This is a genomic window from Vibrio coralliilyticus ATCC BAA-450 (assembly GCF_000176135.1).
GTDB classification, from domain to species: Bacteria; Pseudomonadota; Gammaproteobacteria; order Enterobacterales; family Vibrionaceae; genus Vibrio; species Vibrio coralliilyticus.
In genome coordinates this window covers 280,862-298,915 of record NZ_ACZN01000015.1, presented here as the reverse complement: position 1 = coordinate 298,915, position 18,054 = coordinate 280,862, and the positions used below count along the sequence as shown (strand labels likewise).

At 46.0% G+C, this 18,054-nt stretch carries 9 protein-coding genes; 8 read left to right on the top strand and 1 reads right to left on the bottom strand.

The annotated features are described in order from the left end of the window. The first annotated feature begins 137 nt into the window (after nucleotides 1-137). The 6 genes from VIC_RS08725 (at nucleotide 138) to VIC_RS08700 (ending at nucleotide 11,065) form a co-directional block, all read left to right on the top strand. Nucleotides 138-2,141: a glycoside hydrolase family 3 protein gene (locus VIC_RS08725; RefSeq protein ID WP_330217469.1), complete on the top strand. Its 2,004-nt coding sequence runs from the start codon at nucleotides 138-140 to the stop codon at nucleotides 2,139-2,141. Nucleotides 2,142-2,247: 106 nt separating this feature from the next. Next, complete coding sequence (locus VIC_RS08720) at nucleotides 2,248-3,444, top strand: exo-beta-N-acetylmuramidase NamZ family protein (RefSeq protein WP_006959171.1); 1,197 nt, start codon at nucleotides 2,248-2,250, stop codon at nucleotides 3,442-3,444. A gap of 441 nt (nucleotides 3,445-3,885) precedes the next feature. Beyond that, nucleotides 3,886-4,980: a non-hydrolyzing UDP-N-acetylglucosamine 2-epimerase gene (gene wecB, locus VIC_RS08715; protein WP_006959169.1), complete on the top strand. Its 1,095-nt coding sequence runs from the start codon at nucleotides 3,886-3,888 to the stop codon at nucleotides 4,978-4,980. Then, nucleotides 4,967-7,183 carry a glycosyl transferase family protein gene (locus tag VIC_RS08710; protein ID WP_157622136.1) on the top strand — a complete coding sequence of 739 codons (2,217 nt, stop codon included), beginning with the start codon at nucleotides 4,967-4,969 and terminating at the stop codon, nucleotides 7,181-7,183. The genes wecB and VIC_RS08710 overlap by 14 nt, the downstream gene beginning before the upstream one ends. Next, a complete protein-coding gene (locus VIC_RS08705) occupies nucleotides 7,173-10,217 on the top strand; it encodes an NfrA family protein (RefSeq protein WP_006959166.1) in 3,045 nt (1,014 codons plus the stop codon). The genes VIC_RS08710 and VIC_RS08705 overlap by 11 nt, the downstream gene beginning before the upstream one ends. Further along, entirely contained in the window at nucleotides 10,139-11,065 is a 927-nt protein-coding gene (locus tag VIC_RS08700) for a DUF4434 domain-containing protein (RefSeq protein WP_080555924.1), read from the top strand. The genes VIC_RS08705 and VIC_RS08700 overlap by 79 nt, the downstream gene beginning before the upstream one ends. An 80-nt stretch (nucleotides 11,066-11,145) precedes the next feature. Here the strand turns inward: VIC_RS08700 and VIC_RS26810 are convergent, their stop codons facing one another. Further along, nucleotides 11,146-13,101: an alpha/beta hydrolase gene (locus VIC_RS26810; protein ID WP_006959162.1), complete on the bottom strand. Its 1,956-nt coding sequence runs from the start codon at nucleotides 13,099-13,101 to the stop codon at nucleotides 11,146-11,148. A 658-nt stretch (nucleotides 13,102-13,759) separates the two neighbouring features. Between VIC_RS26810 and VIC_RS08690 the strand changes: the two genes are divergently transcribed. Together VIC_RS08690 and VIC_RS08685 are read left to right on the top strand one after the other, a co-directional pair. After that, the gene (locus VIC_RS08690) at nucleotides 13,760-15,925 is read left to right on the top strand and encodes a S9 family peptidase (protein ID WP_039951654.1); all 2,166 of its coding nucleotides are present in this window, start codon (nucleotides 13,760-13,762) and stop codon (nucleotides 15,923-15,925) included. A gap of 291 nt (nucleotides 15,926-16,216) precedes the next feature. Then, nucleotides 16,217-18,031 carry a ricin-type beta-trefoil lectin domain protein gene (locus VIC_RS08685; RefSeq protein WP_006959159.1) on the top strand — a complete coding sequence of 605 codons (1,815 nt, stop codon included), beginning with the start codon at nucleotides 16,217-16,219 and terminating at the stop codon, nucleotides 18,029-18,031. The last annotated feature ends 23 nt before the right edge of the window (nucleotides 18,032-18,054 follow it).

Here is an 18,054-nt window from a genome sequence, read left to right as displayed (position 1 = left end):
GATAAGTCGTGATATTTATTCCAATAATTATCGTGTTTATTGAATAGCATTCTACCGAGCAGAGATTAGTGTGGCGCAATTTATAAGCGAATACGCACTCAATCTGAGAAACAAAATCATATTATGCGGGGGGTAGAATGAAAAAGAGCTTAAGACTTTCTTTAATTACAATAGCATGCCTGATGGGAGTTGGATGTCTTGATGATTCGGACTCCCTCTCTTTGGAAGATAGGGCACGCGTAATTACACAAGATATGACATTGAGAGAAAAGATCTCACAAAAAATAATAATGTCATTTCGTTATTGGTGTGATGAAGGAGATCCTGAATGTGTTGATGGATTAACGGAAATAAATGAGAGTGTTCGACATATTATTGGCAATGATAAAGTCGGTGGTGTGATTTTATTCAGTAGTAATTTGGTCGATATTAATCAAACTGGCGAGTTGATCTGGAACATGCAAAATGCCGTTGAAGAGGATCAAGAGGTTGGATTATTTGTCACCATAGATCAAGAAGGTGGGAATGTTGTTCGTTTGCCAAGAGCACAAGCCACAAACTTACCCGGTAATATGGCTCTTGGCGCTGCTTATTTAAATGATAATAATCCTGAACTGGCCTACGAGTCGGGTAGAATTTTAGCGAAAGAAATTAAATCGGTTGGGTTTAATGTTAACTTCGCTCCTGTTGTTGATGTCCAATCCAATCCGCTTAACCCTGTTATTAATGTTCGATCCTACGGCGAAGACCCTCAACTGGTGGGTTTACTCGGAGGGCAGTCAGCAAAAGGAATGGCCGATGAAAATGTCATCGGGACGTTTAAGCACTACCCGGGGCATGGTGATACTGAATCGGATTCACACTACGGCTTACCTATCGTTAATAAGTCCATTGAAGAAGCATATGCGATTGATCTAGCCCCTTACAAAGAAGCCATCGACCAAGGCTTGGCACCAGACATGATCATGACGGCTCATATTCAATATCCGGCCTTGGATGATTCCGAAGTCGTGGGCAGTCGTAGTGGCGAAACCATCGTTGTACCCGCGACATTATCACACAAGATTCAAACTGAATTATTGCGTGAAGAACTCAACTATCAGGGCCTCACTATTACCGACGCGCTGGATATGCAAGGTATCGCTGCACACTTTGAAGAAGCGGATGCGGTGATTAAAACGTTCCAGGCTGGTGTAGATATCGCACTGATGCCAACCCTTTTCAGAACAACCAGCGGTGAAGGGCAGCTAGGTGAGCTGATTGATGAAGTGGTAGCAGCGGTAGAGGCTGGAGAGCTTTCTGAGCAAAGCATTGATGAGTCTGTTGAACGAATCATTGCTACTAAGCTAAAGCGGAATGTGCTTAACGTTGCGGGGAAAGTAGACCTTTCTGAGGTTCAAGATAACGCTCAGAATTTGATAGGTAATGTGCAACATCAAGAGACAGAAAGGGAGATAACCGACAAGTCAATTACCTTGATAGAAAACCAAGACGACACCTTACCCCTCAATCCAGATGAAATTGAAAATGTACACATCATCATGCCTGATTATGGCGAAGGTGATAAAGCCAAAGCGTTGAAAGCGGCGCTCAATGAGCAAGGGGTAACGCAAGTGACAGGTGTTTTAATATCTGAAACCACGGAAGATGCAGAAAAGACAAACATTGATGGTGCTCAGACCATTATTGTCGGTACTGCTGCCACAGAACCATCTCCAGTCGAGGACAACGGTGACTCTTTCAGCACAGCCTTGAAGCGTTTATCGAGTGCATCAAATTCACTGGTATTCAATGTTCACGAGCGTCAAAAAGCAGAGGAAATCGATGATAACCAATTTGCTTACAGCATGATGAAATACGCTTTCGACAATCAAAAAAGAGTTGTCCACCTTACCTTGCGGGCTCCATACGATGTCGTGAACTTTGAGGATGTCTCGCACAGCGCTATTGCGACTTACAACTACTACGGTATCGATGAGCAAGGCAACGATCTTGGCTCACACGTGTTGGAGTCTGTGGCTAAAACCATTCTGGGTACCCTCAATCCAAACGGGCGATTACCAGTGCAAGTCTTCGAACAGAACGAAGACGGTAGTATGGGTGACCTCAAATACCCCATCGGCCACGGCCTGAGCTACTAATCCCACTGCTTTTTTAGCGAATATCCCTACCACCCTTTTCAGGAAATGAAGAGGGTGCTTAACAACATCTAAATATCAAGCAACACACTAAAGATGAGGTAATAACATGAAGGTTTTACTGTCGATATTATTGATAGTCAGTACGATATTTACCCTAGGTTGTGATGAAGAAGAGTCAACTACTTCCTCAATTGCAGTGGGCGCCGATCAACTGGAAGAATACCTGCCTTATTTGGAGGGCAAACGGGTTGGGTTGGTAGTCAATCCAACTTCGCGCCTGAATACGGGCGTTCACCTTATTGATGCCATGATTGAAGAACAGGTAAACGTGACGACTTTGTTCGCACCTGAGCACGGTCTACGAGGTGAGCAGGATGCAGGTGAAGAAGTGGAAGATGGCATTGATCCTGAAACCGGGTTGCCAGTCATTTCTTTATATGGCGACCATAAAAAGCCTACCGAGGAAGATCTGCAGAATGTTGATGTACTGGTCTTCGATATGCAGGATGTCGGCGTCCGCTTTTACACGTACATCAGTACTATGCAGTTGGTTATGGAAGCGGCGGCAGAATACGGTCGTCAGGTAGTAATTCTCGATCGCCCGAACCCAAATGGGAGCTATATCGCCGGCCCAATCATGGAGCCAGAACATGTCTCCTTTGTGGGGATGGCACCCATTCCTGTCGTCCATGGCCTGACGATTGCTGAGTTAGCTCTGATGATTAACGGTGAATTGTGGCTCAGTAATGGTGTGTCCCTTGATGAAGGTGATCTTAAAGTTGTTAAGGTACCGGAATACAGTCACAGCGATAGCTATTCTTTACCTGTCGCGCCATCACCAAATCTGCAAACGGATGAGTCTGTTATTCATTACCCAAGCTTAGGATTGTTTGAATCGACCACCATCAGTGTAGGCCGAGGAACGAATACTCCCTTTGAGGTGATTGGTTACCCCGATGAAAACTTAAAAATTAACCACGAGTTTCAAATTGCAGATGACAGCTCTGCTTGGCCGCAGCAAGGGCAATATGTGTATGGTGAAAGCTATCGAATTGCTCCACCTGAAAACACCAAATTCAGTATTGAGGCATTTTCTCGTTGGTACTGGGCGATGCGCGATCTAGGTTATCAAGATAGTGAAATTGTGGATCGACCAGAATGGCTCGCTCAGCTTATTGGGACAACGGAAGTACTCAATCAAATTCGCCAAGGAAAACCGTATCAGGAAATTGAAGCCACTTGGGAGCCAGAACTAGAGGCATTCAGCACATTGCGTGAAACTTATCGTTTATACCCTGATTAAAGCCATTAAGCACCAAAATCAGAGCAAGATTCGGCGAGCGATTATCGCTCGCCAATTTCAATCAATACTAACAAAGTTCCCATTGCTTTGAGCGGAACACTGATTATGAATGTTCGTCTCATATATGAGACATTTAGATTATAAATAATCTATTAATGCAGTTTATTGTGACTTTTTTTGTAATTCTGGAGTTATTTTGTGATTATTTATGCGGTTTATTGTTCTGTATAAGGTGTGGTCCTGTCTTTGTTTTTAGGTTTTTTGAGGGTTTATTTTAATGATTTATCTTTCATGAAAATCACCATGCTACGCTTCGCGCCCCTTATAGTATTTCATCAAATGCTTTATTCGTGAGAGAGCAAAATGCGGATGCTCGACGTTAGTTTGGTCAGGAAGCCCAGAGTCTAAATAAAGCATATTTGACATGTGGTTATCGCTAAAATGACTGACGTAGTATGTTCTGACGTATTGATAGTGACAGGTACTCGACCTGAAATTATCAAAATGGCTCCGGTGTATTTTTCTCTTAAAGCGCAAGGTTCTTTGGTGGTTTGGTGCCATACCGGCCAGCATGACTCCTTGGCTGAGCAAACCTTTGATGTGTTCTCTATCCGCCCTGACTTTATCTTACAGCGCCCTCAAGGCGATGGTGTCAGCGGTTTGGTTTCTGGCTTAATCGATTCGATCAGCGAGCTGCTACTCCAACACCCTTTTAAAGCCGTGTTAGTTCATGGTGATACTGCCACGACCTTCACTGGCGCATTGGCGGCGTTTTATCAACGTGTGCCCATCATTGCCCATGTAGAGGCAGGACTGCGCAGTGGAAACATGCAGCACCCTTTCCCTGAAGAGTCGAATCGTCAGATGGTGGCTCGCATTGCAAATCTACACTTTGCACCAACCGCGGGTGCTTATCAGGCTTTGGTGCAAGAAGGCATTTCTTCTCAACATATCCACCTTACGGGGAATACTGCGATTGATGCTCAGGTGCATCTACTAACGCAAGGTAAGGTAGAGACAAAGCGCTCTAATAAGGTGTTAGTGACCGCCCATCGCCGTGAAAACTGGGCAAATATCGCCACGATTTGTCAGGCCGTAAAACAGTTGTCCGCACTCCGAACAGACTTGGAGTTTGTGTTTGCGGTTCATCCCAATCCGCAAGTTAAACAGCAGGTGTTGCAGGCCTTGGAGGGCGTAGAACGAGTCACTGTTAGCGAACCGTTGGACTACCTTGAGCTGCAACAATGTTTAGCAGAAGCCTGTTTAGTGTTAACCGATTCCGGTGGTATTCAGGAAGAAGCCCCGACCTTTGGCACTAGAGTGGTAGTACTGCGCGAAACGACAGAGCGTCCTGAAGCCGTTGCAAAAGGCTATTCAGTATTGAGTGGCGCCGACAAGGTAGACAGAATCGTGACCAGCGCATTAGAGATGCTATCGCTTGGTTCATTCAGTCAGCAGGACAACCCGTTTGGTGACGGCAAGGCATCGGAGCAGATTGCTCACGTGATCAGCGAGGCATGCCGTGAACTTTCTTGATTTTTTCATGTTCTACCTGCTGGGCCTAAAGGCTTTGCTGGCAGTACTTATGATAGTGATGGCGGTATGTGGCATTGATGATCTGTTTATCGATGTCTATTACTGGGTGCGCCGATTCTGGCGCGAGACAACAACATATAAAAAATACTCGCGTAAAGAAGCGAAAGAGCTCTACAAGAAACCTGAACAACCTTTGGCGATCATGGTGCCCGCTTGGCAGGAGCACGGTGTGATCGGCAAAATGGCGGAGTTAGCCGCATCTCAGCTTGATTATGAAAACTATCAGATTTTCGTTGGGACTTACCCTAATGATCCTGAAACGCAGAGTGACGTAGACAAAGTCTGCGCGCAATACCCCAATGTGCATAAAGTGGTGTGCGCCAGACCGGGGCCGACAAGCAAAGCAGACTGCCTTAACAACGTCATCGCATCCATTATTGAGTTTGAGAAGAAGGCAAAGCTAGAGTTTGCGGGCTTCATCCTCCATGACTCTGAAGACGTTCTCTCTTCCATGGAATTAAGACTGTTCAACTATCTGTTGCCGGACAAAGATCTGATTCAGCTTCCCGTTTATCCCTATACACGCAAATGGTACCAAATGACGCCGGGTCACTATGCCGACGAGTTTGCGGAGCTGCATGGCAAAGACGTTGTGGTCAGAGAAGCCATCGCCGGTCAGGTGCCGAGTGCCGGTGTCGGAACCTGTTTCAGTCGTAAATCCGTGTTAAGACTTTTGGTCGAAGGGGATGGATTGCCGTTTGATGTTCAGTCACTGACGGAAGATTACGATATCGGTTTTCGCCTCAAGCAGTGGGGGATGAATGAAATTTTTGTTCGCTTCCCAGTGATCGACAAAGATTTGCAGACGTTGAAAGAAGACGCTTTTGGTGTTTCCTTACGTGAAGGAAGCGTAGTGTGTGTCAGGGAATATTTCCCAACCACTTTTTCCACCGCGGTGCGGCAGAAGAGCCGCTGGATCATCGGCATTGTCTTTCAGGGGTTTAAGAATCACAAATGGACCAACGATTGGCGCGTTAATTATTTTCTATGGCGAGATCGTCGCGGTGTGATCAGCAACGTAGCGGGCTTTTTAGCTATGTTCTTGCTGATTCAACTGGTGAGTTTAAGTCTCTACAGCAACTTTGTGGAAGGCGCATATCGGTTTATGTCATTGATTGGTAATGATCCGTTCACATACGCAATCTTAACCTTTAATGCTCTGCTGTTAGCCAACCGTCTGTTCCAGCGTTTTTATTTTGTCAGCCGATATTACGGTTATGCCGAAGGAGTGCTGTCGATTGTTAGACTCGCTTGGGGCAACGTCATCAACTTTGCGGCCAATCTACGCGCGATTCGTCAGGTGATTGAGCAAGGGGATCCGCGTCGTGTCGCATGGGACAAAACCACTCACGATTTTCCTTCGGTAACAGTAGCAAAGCGCAAGAAGCCTCTCGGGCAAATTTTGGTCGAGAAAGGGCACTTATCCAGCAAACAATTGGAAACCGTCATTCTGGAAAAGCCGAAGAACAAACTCTTGGGTATGTATTTGGTGGAAAGCGCTTTAGTCAGCAATGAGCAACTGAGTGAGGCGATTGCTGAACAATGTCAGATGCCATACGTCAAAGTCGAGCCATTCGAGCTGGATCATTATTTAGTGGAGTCACTGCCGAAAAAGATGGCATTGAAATATTCCGTATTGCCAATAGGTTGGGAAGAGGGTGTTCTGATTTTAGGTAAAGAATCTGCGCTTAGCCCTGTGGGGCTATCGGCCATCAAACGTAAACTTGGCGTTCCTGTTCGTTGGGTGATCACCACCAATGGTGCGGTAACCCTTGGCTTGCGGTATTGGTATCTCGATGATCGTAGCGTGGACCCAAACCCAGAGATTCAACGCGCGATAAATGAAGGTAAGTTGAGCACTGCATCTGTCGAGCAAATTAAAGGCATCTACTTCGCGACGCAAAGCCAGTTAGGTAGCTGTTTGCTGTCTGCACATCTAATAGAACCAGCGGTTTTACATCAGGCGATACTTGCGTTTGAAAATGTGAGCGACATGAGCCTTGGTGAGTTTCTGGTTGAAAAAGGGTATCTGCAAGAGTCGGATATCACTCGTGCGCTTAAGCTACAGAATGATCATAAGCGCAGTATTCCCGACCTGATAATACGTCAACGTGTCGAGAAGGAGCCGCTGTATGAAGTCTAACGTTTTTGGCGCCTTAGTCGCGGTATTGCTGCTGTTCAGCTCAGTGGTAGAGGCAGATAGCCACCTGAATGATCAAATCTATTCCGGGCTTTCGGAGTCGTTGCATTTTCGCGTCTACCCCTATGTGGATAAAGCTTATCGCTTAGAAGCGGCAGGGCAGTTTTCTGACGCCCTGAGTGAGCTGCGTCATGCGATGGTGCTGGTACCTGACCATGTGCCATTTATGAAGTTCGCTTATCAGTTGGCGGTAAAAGCAGGTATCCATGACGGTGATTTGGAGGCCTATATTGATCAACTACCAGAGAGTGAGCGAGGTGAGCTGCTGCTGGAACTCAGAGCCAGACGTTCCCTTAATGCGGAGCTGTTTACACCGTATCAATTTTACACATTAAGCCAAGGGCTTACTGAGCCTCAGGTGAAGCGATGGTACCTGATTCATCTTTATGCGATAGAAAGCAAGCGTGGCAAGAAAGCAGCGCTTCACTGGAGTGATTCTCAACCGCATCGTTATAAGTCGACGGAGGTTTATCGTTATGAGGCGTATCAGTGGTTTAAGCAAAAGCAATATCAAAAATCGCTACCTTTACTAGAGCGAATTCAGTCTAATCAAGAGAGTACGCTTGAGGACGACAAAACCTATCTTCTCTCGCTTTTATACCTAGGCCGCGAAAAGGATGCGCAAGCGTTTGTTAAGCAGAAAGATAATGACCAATTGACGGCCTTGTTACTCAAAAATCAGGCTGAATCTCAGATCAATACCCGTCGCTTGGCACAGGCTAAAGTGTCTCTTGAAGCCTTAGAGAAAACCTCTCAGCTGACCGGTGATGAGGAAAAACAATTGGAATACATTCGTTCACTTAGCTCCGAACAAATGGATCTGATTCGTCGCAAAGGGATGTTGTTTCCAGCCTGCTTGCAGCAAGTACTCGCTCTGGATAAATCGGGCGACCACCAAGCTGCACTTCAACAAATGAGCCACTGTGACCCGATGGATAGCCCAGAAGCCTGGTTGAATGTCGCGCAGCAAGTCAGTTCTTACTCTTTGCTTGAAGGTGCGCATTTTGAGCGCCGTGAGTATGAAACGACAAGGCGTAAACTGCTGGTGGATCATTACATTGAGAAGAGTGATTGGCAGGCTGTGGTTGCGCTGCTGAAAGATGCACAAAATACGAGCGAAATGGCGGCACTTGCCACCGCTTATGGTCATCAAGGCGAGTACTTGTTGGCGGCTGAGCAGTGGCAATACTTGTATCAACATTCTGAGCGCCTCAAGCACCTTGATTTAGCCACATACAACGCGGCACTAGCGAAAGATGAGGCGCTGGAAGGCAAGCTTTATCATGATGCGATAGAGAGTCACCCTGAAGAATTTGCTCAGAACCTGGCTTTGGTTCAACGTGCACAAACGTTGGCCTATCGTGATATCTCCGCATTGCACGTCTCAGATATTGAGTATTTAGCCAATGTTGGTTCCAAGCAAAGTGAGTATCCAATCGCACCTTCGATTTGGTTTGAACAGCAACAGTGTTCGAAACTGGATACAAACGTTCGATCTGACTTTGCTGCGCAGGCGCTTGCCTATTGTCAAAGTGCCAAGCAACCGATCAAAGCGGCTCATACTTATCTTGGCACACTCTCAGATCAGGTCTCAGCACAAGATGCACTAGTGGTTGCCCGATGGCTCCACCAAGGTCAGGATTTTCAAGGCGCCAAAACCTATTGGCTGATCGCCGGAAAATCCGTCATGACGCCTTTTGACCAGCTCGATTATGTCGAAACATTATTGAAAGTGGGGGATGTAAGCCAAGCCAATGCAGAGTGGTTAACGTTGGCTGATTCTGAATCTTTGGCATGGTGGGAGCTAGATGTCGCCATTGCCAACAAGATGGATGATGGCGCAGTAGCCAGAGCGAGAACGGAGCAGGCGATTAAACAGGTTGGCTCAGCGGAGTTAGCACGCAGTTTAGCGCTTACTTACAGTGAGTCTGACGATGTGCGTGGTTTAAAGACATTAGAGCAAACCGTGATTGAACATGACCAGCAAGGTGGAATGAGTGCGGCGGTGGGGTACGCTTTGGCCAAATCCTATCCTGAGATTTCAAAGCCGCTATTTGCCAATGCGGTGAAGTTTGCGCCCTACAGTCATGATGCGTCTGTTTTGGCTGAATACGCCTCCGCTGCAATACGAAATGGCGATAAATCGCAGGGTAAAGACATTTACCAGCAAGCGATACAAGAGCCAAAAATTAGCGATGAGCAGAGGGAGTATTTTCAGGCAGCTCATCGTGATCTGAATTTAGGATGGAAGTTTGCGGTCGCAGGCTGGATTGGTGAAAGCCGAGGCTCCGCTGTTCCGGGATACTCCGATCAGACAGGAGATTTCTTCCTTTATGAAGACGCAAAGTACTACTTCGATACAGAAAACTCTCTCGAAACTGCCTTTAGTATTTCTGGTTTACATAGTGGTCAATATGACTCTGATAACGACAATTGGACATCAAGTGAGCTTGATATCGGGGTTCAGATAAAGCCGCTGCAAGAGTGGAGTTATTTTCTAAAGCTCGGGGTAAAGCAGGGACTAAATTCAGACAACGATGACACTAAGCCTTACTTGAGATTAAGCGCCGATGTATTTTCTAATGATGATTGGTCTAAAGCGTGGAAAGCGGATAAAGACAACTGGCTGACTCAGCAACTCTACGTTGACGCGTTGTACGACTTGGATGGCAGTGACGAATACTCGTTATACTCCCGTTACGATGTAGGTAGAACATTTAAAGTGGCAGCAGAAAATCGCCAACGCGTGACACCTTATGTGTTTGCTCAATGGGGACAGAGCGAAACGAATCACAGCAAATTTGAAGACACCCGCGCAGGCGCTGGTGTCAGTTTCACGTGGGAATGGAAAGATAGCAATTATGACGGCTATGCCGTCTCTTCAGAGGTAGGGTTAGAGTGGCAACACATTATCGACAACACTGGCTATCAGGACAGCGGAGATACGCTTATCTTGCGTTTCTCTTCGTACTTCTGACGTTATTCAGCTTAAGTGCCTGTCAACATGATGCGCAAGAAGATAAAGGGATTTTTTATCAGCCGCTGAGTCGAGATAAACCTGTCTCCCCTGAGAAGTGGCGTACACTGCTCTCTGAAGTGGAGCGTGTTGGCATCCGTTCGCTGGTGGTGCAGTGGAATCAATACGGTGAGGAAGCCTTTGGTGGTCGGCAAGGTTGGCTGGCGGCGCGCCTTGAATCGACGATAGAGCAAGGCTCCAAGATCTGGTTAGGGTTGTATGCTGACCCTGACTATTTTCAGAGTATTCACAGCACTGCGCAGCAGCAAAATCGTTATCTTCAAAGCTACTTTGAGGAGCTGGGCGCTAATTATCAACGATGGCACTCGTGGGTTGAGCGTCATCGACATGGTGTCGCGGGGCTGTACATCCCGATGGAGCTGAGTGATTACGACTTTGATACAAAAGAAAAGCGAAAACAGCTTGAGTACTTGTTGCAGCAGCACGTAAAACAATATGACATTCCTTTAATGATCAGTGTGTACTTGTCTGGTGCCATGTCACCAAAGGAAACCCAATATTGGTTGCAAGATTTAACTGGGCTGGGTCTTAAAGTGTTGCTTCAGGACGGTCGGGGAACCCAACTGTTAGATGATGAAACTTGGGTTGAATATGCTCAGCAGCTAGGCTGCGACATAGGAATCATCAACGAAATTTTTGTTCAGCAAGAAGGAAATGGGTTTTCTGCACGGAAACTCAATCTCGACCAGTTTCAAGCAGTAATGAAGCAGACACCTTGTCACGCATCTGTACTGTTCTCTCTGCGCTACCTTCCATTTGAATCTAATCCTTTGAAGCTGGCAGATTAAAGTCTATTCACTAGAAAACTTCAGCAAAGGCTGGAGTGTTACCCCTCCAGCCTTTTGTTACTATGATTAGGCCATTTGACTTAAGGAACCAGTTTCCACGCCATTTCCCAATACAAGCCGACGCCCGGTTCATATTGATTGGCAGATTCTGACCACTGCTGACAATAGCCGCTGGCTTGACCATCCAGACATTGGTAAATGTTGCCATCTTTTTCCTGAAGCACCTGAGTGCCAGCTTGATAGCTTTCTAAGCTTTCAGGGAAGACGTAATCGTATCTAGGCAAAGGGTTAGCGTTAGTTACTGATAGTAACCAATGTTTATAGCTTTCAATGGCTTCTTCTTTCATGAAGATCAAGTGATCCCCGTCTAGCTGTAGTGCACCATCTCCGGAGCGATAGTCAGGTGCGGTTTCTAGATGCTCGCGTGTTTCAAGGACGGGCTCAATCAATGGAAGATTACCCAATTCCACCAGTGCTTCACCTGTGTATGGTGGTACAAAGCTGTCTTTTAAGCCATATACCATGCCTATTGGAGTGACCTTATCCTCCAAATAACTAACGCCTTCGCCGATTTCAAACTCTGTCTGCATCATAGACCAGAAAAGTGAGGCTTCTGATCCCGTGGCAGATTCAGGTACGACTCCCTGCCAAGATACTGAGTTAGAGGTGTAAGTAACTGAGTTGGTGAGAATACGACTAAAGTTTGTGCCGGGGACTTGCAGGAAGCCGCCATTCAAACCTTGACCAGAGGTGGTTGAAAGGAATCCGTGTCCTAGAATCGTGCCGAGAGACGTTCCAAGGAAAGTTATCTTGGTCTTATCTAAGTCAGGCACACCATCGGGCGAAGGTAAGAAGTCCAGCTCTTGCAAAGATGTATTGATTGCATTGAGGAGAGTGTGCATATCTAGGTTGCTTTGCACAGCACCACCTGGCAGGCTGGCTGCATTTTCCGGGGTCATGATTGAACCAACGTGCCCAGAATCATCCTCCGCTCTGGAGCCATGCCATACCCAGTCAATGGCGATAACAGCATGACCATCTTCAAGCGCCGGCGCGGCAGCGAAGCTGGCATCTGATTGGTCGCCATTAAGCCCGTGTGCGTAAATAACAACAGGGGTTGAGTGTGATAGCGCGTCTTTAGGAAATAAGATAGTAAAATCTAGCCAGACATCACGTGCTTTATCGGTGATTCGGCCTGTTTGCTTGTCTCGGAAGTCTTGAGACAGCATGCGTCCCTTGAGCGAATAGACCACTTCATTGCTGTCATGCACATAGCCAGAGTTATCCCAGTCAAATTCAACCTTTGGTGCTGACTGAAGCACTTGCTCCTTTAATGGTGCGAACTGCTTTGTTGCGTCATCCTTGGTAACAGTGGTGAAAACTGTCAGAGAAAGAATCTCCTCTCTTTCGATGCCTTTAGTTTCGAGATACTCAATGTAAGGTTCGTAGAAATTGGATAGCTCTGATCCATCTTGGCTCAGTGCTTGTTCCACCCCTTTGGAAGGATGAAAGTGCTCACCGCTTTCACTTTTTAGCTTGTTAGTGACCACCGCAATGTGTGTATTGCCATAGTTAAATCTTGCTCTTGGGTAGACTGAAAGTACGTGGCTATCGTGGTCTTTGACATCCGCTGGCTTGCTCGATAAAGGAGCAACAGGCACTTTTTGGTCGGTGCTGAAGTCGAAAACCTGAACGGTGTTGCCACCATCTTCAGGCAAGCTGGATTCATCAAATGGTTGGGGAAATTCAAAAAGCACCGGAGCCGCCACTGAGAATCCGGTTTTACCATTGACAATATCTTCAGGGGTAAAGCTCTTTGGGAGTTCTTGGACAAAGATGTCGGAAAACACCGCATTCTTGATGTTAATACGAAGCCCTGTTTCTGATTGGCTATCCTCTTTTGCAAACGCCTGATTGCTTGGCCATGGTAAACCGCATGAATCGCTCGCTAACGGGTTACAGTGATTGCTATCCACTGCACCCCATGCGCTGCCTGTCAAAAATGTCATGCCCAATAAAAGCTTGTTTAATTTCATAGTTTTTCTTCTCGCCTCGTTGTTGTGAATTCTTCTTGTCAGCACGTCTTGTGTTATAGATAAAACTACCCATATGCACTTGGTTGCTTTTTCGAACTCTATGGCGAGAAGAAAATGAATGCTTGCCAATGATCATTAATAGTTATTAATTTTCATTTATTCATTCTCGGTAATGATTATTAATATTCATATCAAATGTAGAGTTAATACACTAACTTTTTGATGTGAATAGATAAAATATCTTTATAAAAGCTGAAATGTTACAGCGACTTTAGAGTTAGTCAGCAGTTAACAAGTTCGCTTTGAGGCGTATGAATTTCGTCTATGAGATATTTTTACCGACCAACTTATGGTTTCTGCTAGGAAATAGCACAGTAACCTAACCGATGGGCGTCAAAAATGATGTGTATTTGCGGAATTAAGCCCTACGCCTGCCCAATTTTATCTTGTCAGTGATTGCTCACTTTCGACATAATAACTCTTCGTACTATTTGAACCTTGAATGTATGTTTGATAGCGTAACTGTTTGTTAAATATAAGATATTGGTGGCTCGTTGCTGAGTTTTATAACAGTAGTGTTTCACTATCTAGGCTGTTTTACAGACGCGTTCACTGAGTGGACTACTTCAGCTTGATGGACGCTTTTAAGGATCGATAGATGCGTTTTCCCTTAACTACATTAGCTGTATCTGTGGCGCTTATTGCCGGGTGCAGTTCTCAAGGAGTTCAAACTGTGGCTCAACCTTCTCAATTAGAACTGGCGGTTCAGCAAGTTCCGGCTCCTGTGGCCAAGAAAGAACCCTATGCGCTTAATAATCACGGTGAGCGCCGTATAGATAACTACTACTGGATGCGTGACGATGAGCGAAAAGATCCTGAGATCTTGGCGCATCTCGAAAAAGAAAATCAATACACGGATTCGGTGTTAAAGCACACTGAACAGCTACAGGAAAAACTATTCCAAGAGATCAAAGGGCGTATTGCAAAAGATGACAGTTCAGTTCCTGTAAGAGAAGGGAGTTATTTCTATTCGAACGAAGTCTCTGGCGACAATGAGTACCCTATCTACCAGCGCGCCAAAGATTTCTCAGGGACGGATAAGACCGTTATCTTAGACGTCAATGAGCTGGCGAAAGAGCACGAATTTTTCAGTACGGGTGGCTTGTACGTTAGCCCAAATGAGAATTTACTGGCGTACGGTGAAGATACCCTAAGCCGCCGAATTTACACGATTAGAGTCAAAGACCTTGCCACAGGCGAATACCTCAAAGATGAAGTCGAAGGGGCATCGAGCGGTGTGGCTTGGCAAAATGACAATCAAGCTTTTTACTACATCAAGAAAGATCCTCAAACCTTGTTGGGCTACCAGGTCTATCGTCATGTGCTTGGTACTCCACAAAGCAGTGATGAGCTGATTTACCAAGAAGATGACAGCGCGTATTACATGTCTTTAGGCAAGAGTAAAGACGGCGAACAAGTTTACATCTTCCACTCAAGTACAGAGACAAGTGGGGTGTCTGTCATTGACGCCAATGATCCTAAAGCCAAGGCTGAACCTTTCTACCCGAGAGAGGAAGGCATTGAGTACAGCATCGCTAAGCTGAACGACTGGTATTTTATCTACACCAACTATCAGGCTGTGAACTTTCGTTTAATGAAAGTGCATAAGGATCAGATGCATGACCGTTCGAAATGGCAGGAAGTGATAGCCGCGGATGATAAAACTCAACTGGTCGATTTTACGCTGTTTGAAGACCATTTAGTTTATGAGCAGCGTAAAGACGGCTTAACCACGGTTAAGGTGCGTCAGCTTTCGACGGGCAAGGAGTTTCCATTAGCCTTTAACGACACAGCGTTTGCGGCTTACATGACTGGCAACCGAGAGCTCGATAATTCAAAGGTTCGTATTTACTACAGTAGCCTGACGACGCCGGGGACGTATTACGATTTCGACCTCGAGTCAGGTGAATCGGAAATCATGAAGCAAACGCCAGTACTTGGTGATTTTGATGCCGATAACTACCAATCTGAACGTATTATGATCACCGCTCGAGATGGGAAGAAAGTGCCAGTTTCGTTGGTTTATCGTAAGGATAAGTTCAAGAAAGATGGCACCAATCCTATCTACCAATACGGTTATGGTTCATATGGTCATACGATCGATCCTACTTTTGGTTCAGCGCGTTTGAGCTTGCTGGATCGCGGATTCGTCTATGCGATAGCGCATATCCGTGGCTCTGAAATGTTGGGAAGACCTTGGTATGAAGACGGTAAAAAACTGACCAAACAGAATACTTTCAATGACTTTATCGATGTTACCAAAGGCTTAACGGAAGCTGGTTATGGTGCGAAAGACAAAGTGTTTGCGGTCGGTGGATCGGCGGGTGGTTTGTTAATGGGAGCCGTTATAAATCAAGCGCCTGAGCTGTATCGAGGCATTGGTGCTCATGTCCCGTTTGTGGACGTAGTTACAACCATGTTGGATGAATCTATTCCCCTGACAACCAATGAATACGATGAATGGGGTAATCCGAATGACAAGCCATACTACGATTACATGCTGAGCTACTCGCCGTACGACAACGTCAAAGCGCAGAGCTACCCGAACATGTTAGTGACAACAGGCCTGCATGATTCTCAAGTTCAGTATTTTGAGCCAATGAAGTGGGTGGCGAAATTGCGAGAACTGAAAACGGACGATCATGTGCTGCTGTTTAAAACAGACATGGAGGCGGGGCATGGTGGCGCATCTGGTCGCTTTAAGCGTTTACGAGAAGACGCACTTGAATACGCCTTTTTCTTAGATTTGCTCAACGAAGAGTAAAATTTAACCAAGTTATCGATATGCCCGCCTTGTGCGGGCATTTTTTATCGACGCAACAAAGTTAACAGAAATAGGGTATTGCAAATAACCTTCTCATATATAAATAAAAATCGCTCTAGATAAACACTGAAGTACCTAGACTGCTTTTTGTTGGAACCATTCACGGTTCTGATGTTTGGTTGATTTTCACGATTGATTTGCGGAACAAAGATCACCACTCTACGTGCCGCCCAGAGTCGAGGTATCACTCTGGCTTATAGAACATAAAAACTAACAACGTAGAGCTTTATAATGAAAAAAATCATCACCTTGTTGTCTATCTCGGTGCCTTTGACCGCTGTTGCGGACAATGCACGCATAGATGCATTTATGACGGCGTTTCACGCCAATCCGCAAAAAGTCATGGATGCGTTACCAGAGAAAGAAGGAGACGAATATCAAACCATGAGTGCTGAAGAGCTTGAGCGCTTCAGAGATCAAATGCGTGAAACGGTTATGGAGAGAGCAGAGCCAGTCATTGCTCCTCGATTTTCAGCAAACCTGAACAACGATAACCCAGCGCGTCTGGTTGATGTGGGTAACGCACTGATTCGCAATCTGGTTGAATTGGATAGTGCGGCACCAGATTCAAAATATCTGGACGTTCAGCCTTGGTCTGATACTTACTGGCCTTTGTACTCCGGCGCAGCCGCTTGGCGTTATTCTGACCGTGAACTTTATGCGTCAGACTGGCAGGAATACTACGATTTTTCACATACCATCAAACCGTTGGATAGCTACTCAAGCGAGCAGCGCCACTTACTTTCTCCGGCAGAGAAGTATGACTTATTGGTCGGGGATAAAAACTTCACGCTGACCAAGCGTTCGTGGGACTCAGGTAAAGGTTACTATGAATCTCAGGGTAAAGTAGAGCGTTGGATGGGACTTTGCCATGGCTGGGCTGCGGCGGCTTACATGCTTCCTCGTCCTGAAAAGTCGATTACGGTACCTGATGCCAATGGAGAGATGCTTAAGTTCTATCCGTCAGACGTTAAAGCTCTAGGCACACTACTTTGGGCTGAAGCGCCGTTCAATACACGTTTTATTGGTGGTCGCTGTAATATTCAGAACCCTGAAAAAGACGAAAATGGTCGTGTTATCGAACCTGACTGTGTGGACAACAACCCAGCAAGTTGGCACTTATCTGTACTCAACCAGATCGGTATTACGGGTCGTAGTATGATTATGGATGCGACATATGATTACCAAGTCTGGAACCAGCCGATCCTTGGCTATCAGGTTAAGTACTTTAACCCAGAGACTAATCGTTCATCAGGCAATCCAGCCGATGTGACCATTGCGATGGCGGACTACAAAAAAGATAAGTTCACCCAGTATCGTGCATCACGTGCTGTCTCAGTTGTTGGTGTACAGATGGTTGTTGATTATATGGTAGAGACGAATCCAACTCATCGAAACTACGACAAGCCAAAGCTTGATGGCGTATCGCGAGTAACGTATTACTACGATTTGGAATTGGATGCGCAGGGCAATGTGATCGGAGGCGAGTGGTATCAGAATCGTCACCCTGATTTCCTTTGGACACCAACCCCTGAAGCGGTAGCGAAGTCCTACTACGATGGCAGTGGCGAATGGGATGTGACTCAGTCAGTTCCACAGAGCTGGCAAGATAGAGCGCCCAAAGCGTCTCGTTATACTCAACCTATGACTTCTGTTGTTTCAGCTTTGTTTAGTGCGGCTTCAGGCGATGAAAAACCAGCAGAGCAATGGAAACAAATTGCCACTCAAGGTAGCCAGTGTCTGGACGTTGAAGGAAGTTCCGCCACTCCGGGAGCTCGAGTATACGGCTGGAGTTGTCACAGCGGTGACAACCAACTTTGGCAACTAACGACTGAAGGTAAGATGATCAGCAAGGTAGCACCTGGTCTATGTCTGGATCAGCAAGGCTCAAGCATCACTATGGAAACTTGTAGCCAGCGTCCAAATCAGACATGGCGAATGGAAAATGGCCAGCTTAAAAATAGTCTAGATAACGCGCTGAAATGGAACTCCAACAGTTGGTTGGTCCAAGCTGACGTCAATGGCAGTCAGTGGTCTTGGAAATAAATCACTAAAACAATAACAATGCT

Bases quoted from the DNA above. Each gene is read 5' to 3' on its own strand.
- VIC_RS08725 (WP_330217469.1), top strand. From the start codon at position 138: ATGAAAAAGAGCTTAAGACTTTCTTTAATTACAATAGCATGCCTGATG.
- VIC_RS08720 (WP_006959171.1), top strand. From the start codon at position 2,248: ATGAAGGTTTTACTGTCGATATTATTGATAGTCAGTACGATATTTACC.
- wecB (WP_006959169.1), top strand. From the start codon at position 3,886: ATGACTGACGTAGTATGTTCTGACGTATTGATAGTGACAGGTACTCGA.
- VIC_RS08705 (WP_006959166.1), top strand. From the start codon at position 7,173: ATGAAGTCTAACGTTTTTGGCGCCTTAGTCGCGGTATTGCTGCTGTTC.
- VIC_RS26810 (WP_006959162.1), bottom strand. From the start codon at position 13,101: ATGAAATTAAACAAGCTTTTATTGGGCATGACATTTTTGACAGGCAGC.
- VIC_RS08690 (WP_039951654.1), top strand. From the start codon at position 13,760: ATGCGTTTTCCCTTAACTACATTAGCTGTATCTGTGGCGCTTATTGCC.
- VIC_RS08685 (WP_006959159.1), top strand. From the start codon at position 16,217: ATGAAAAAAATCATCACCTTGTTGTCTATCTCGGTGCCTTTGACCGCT.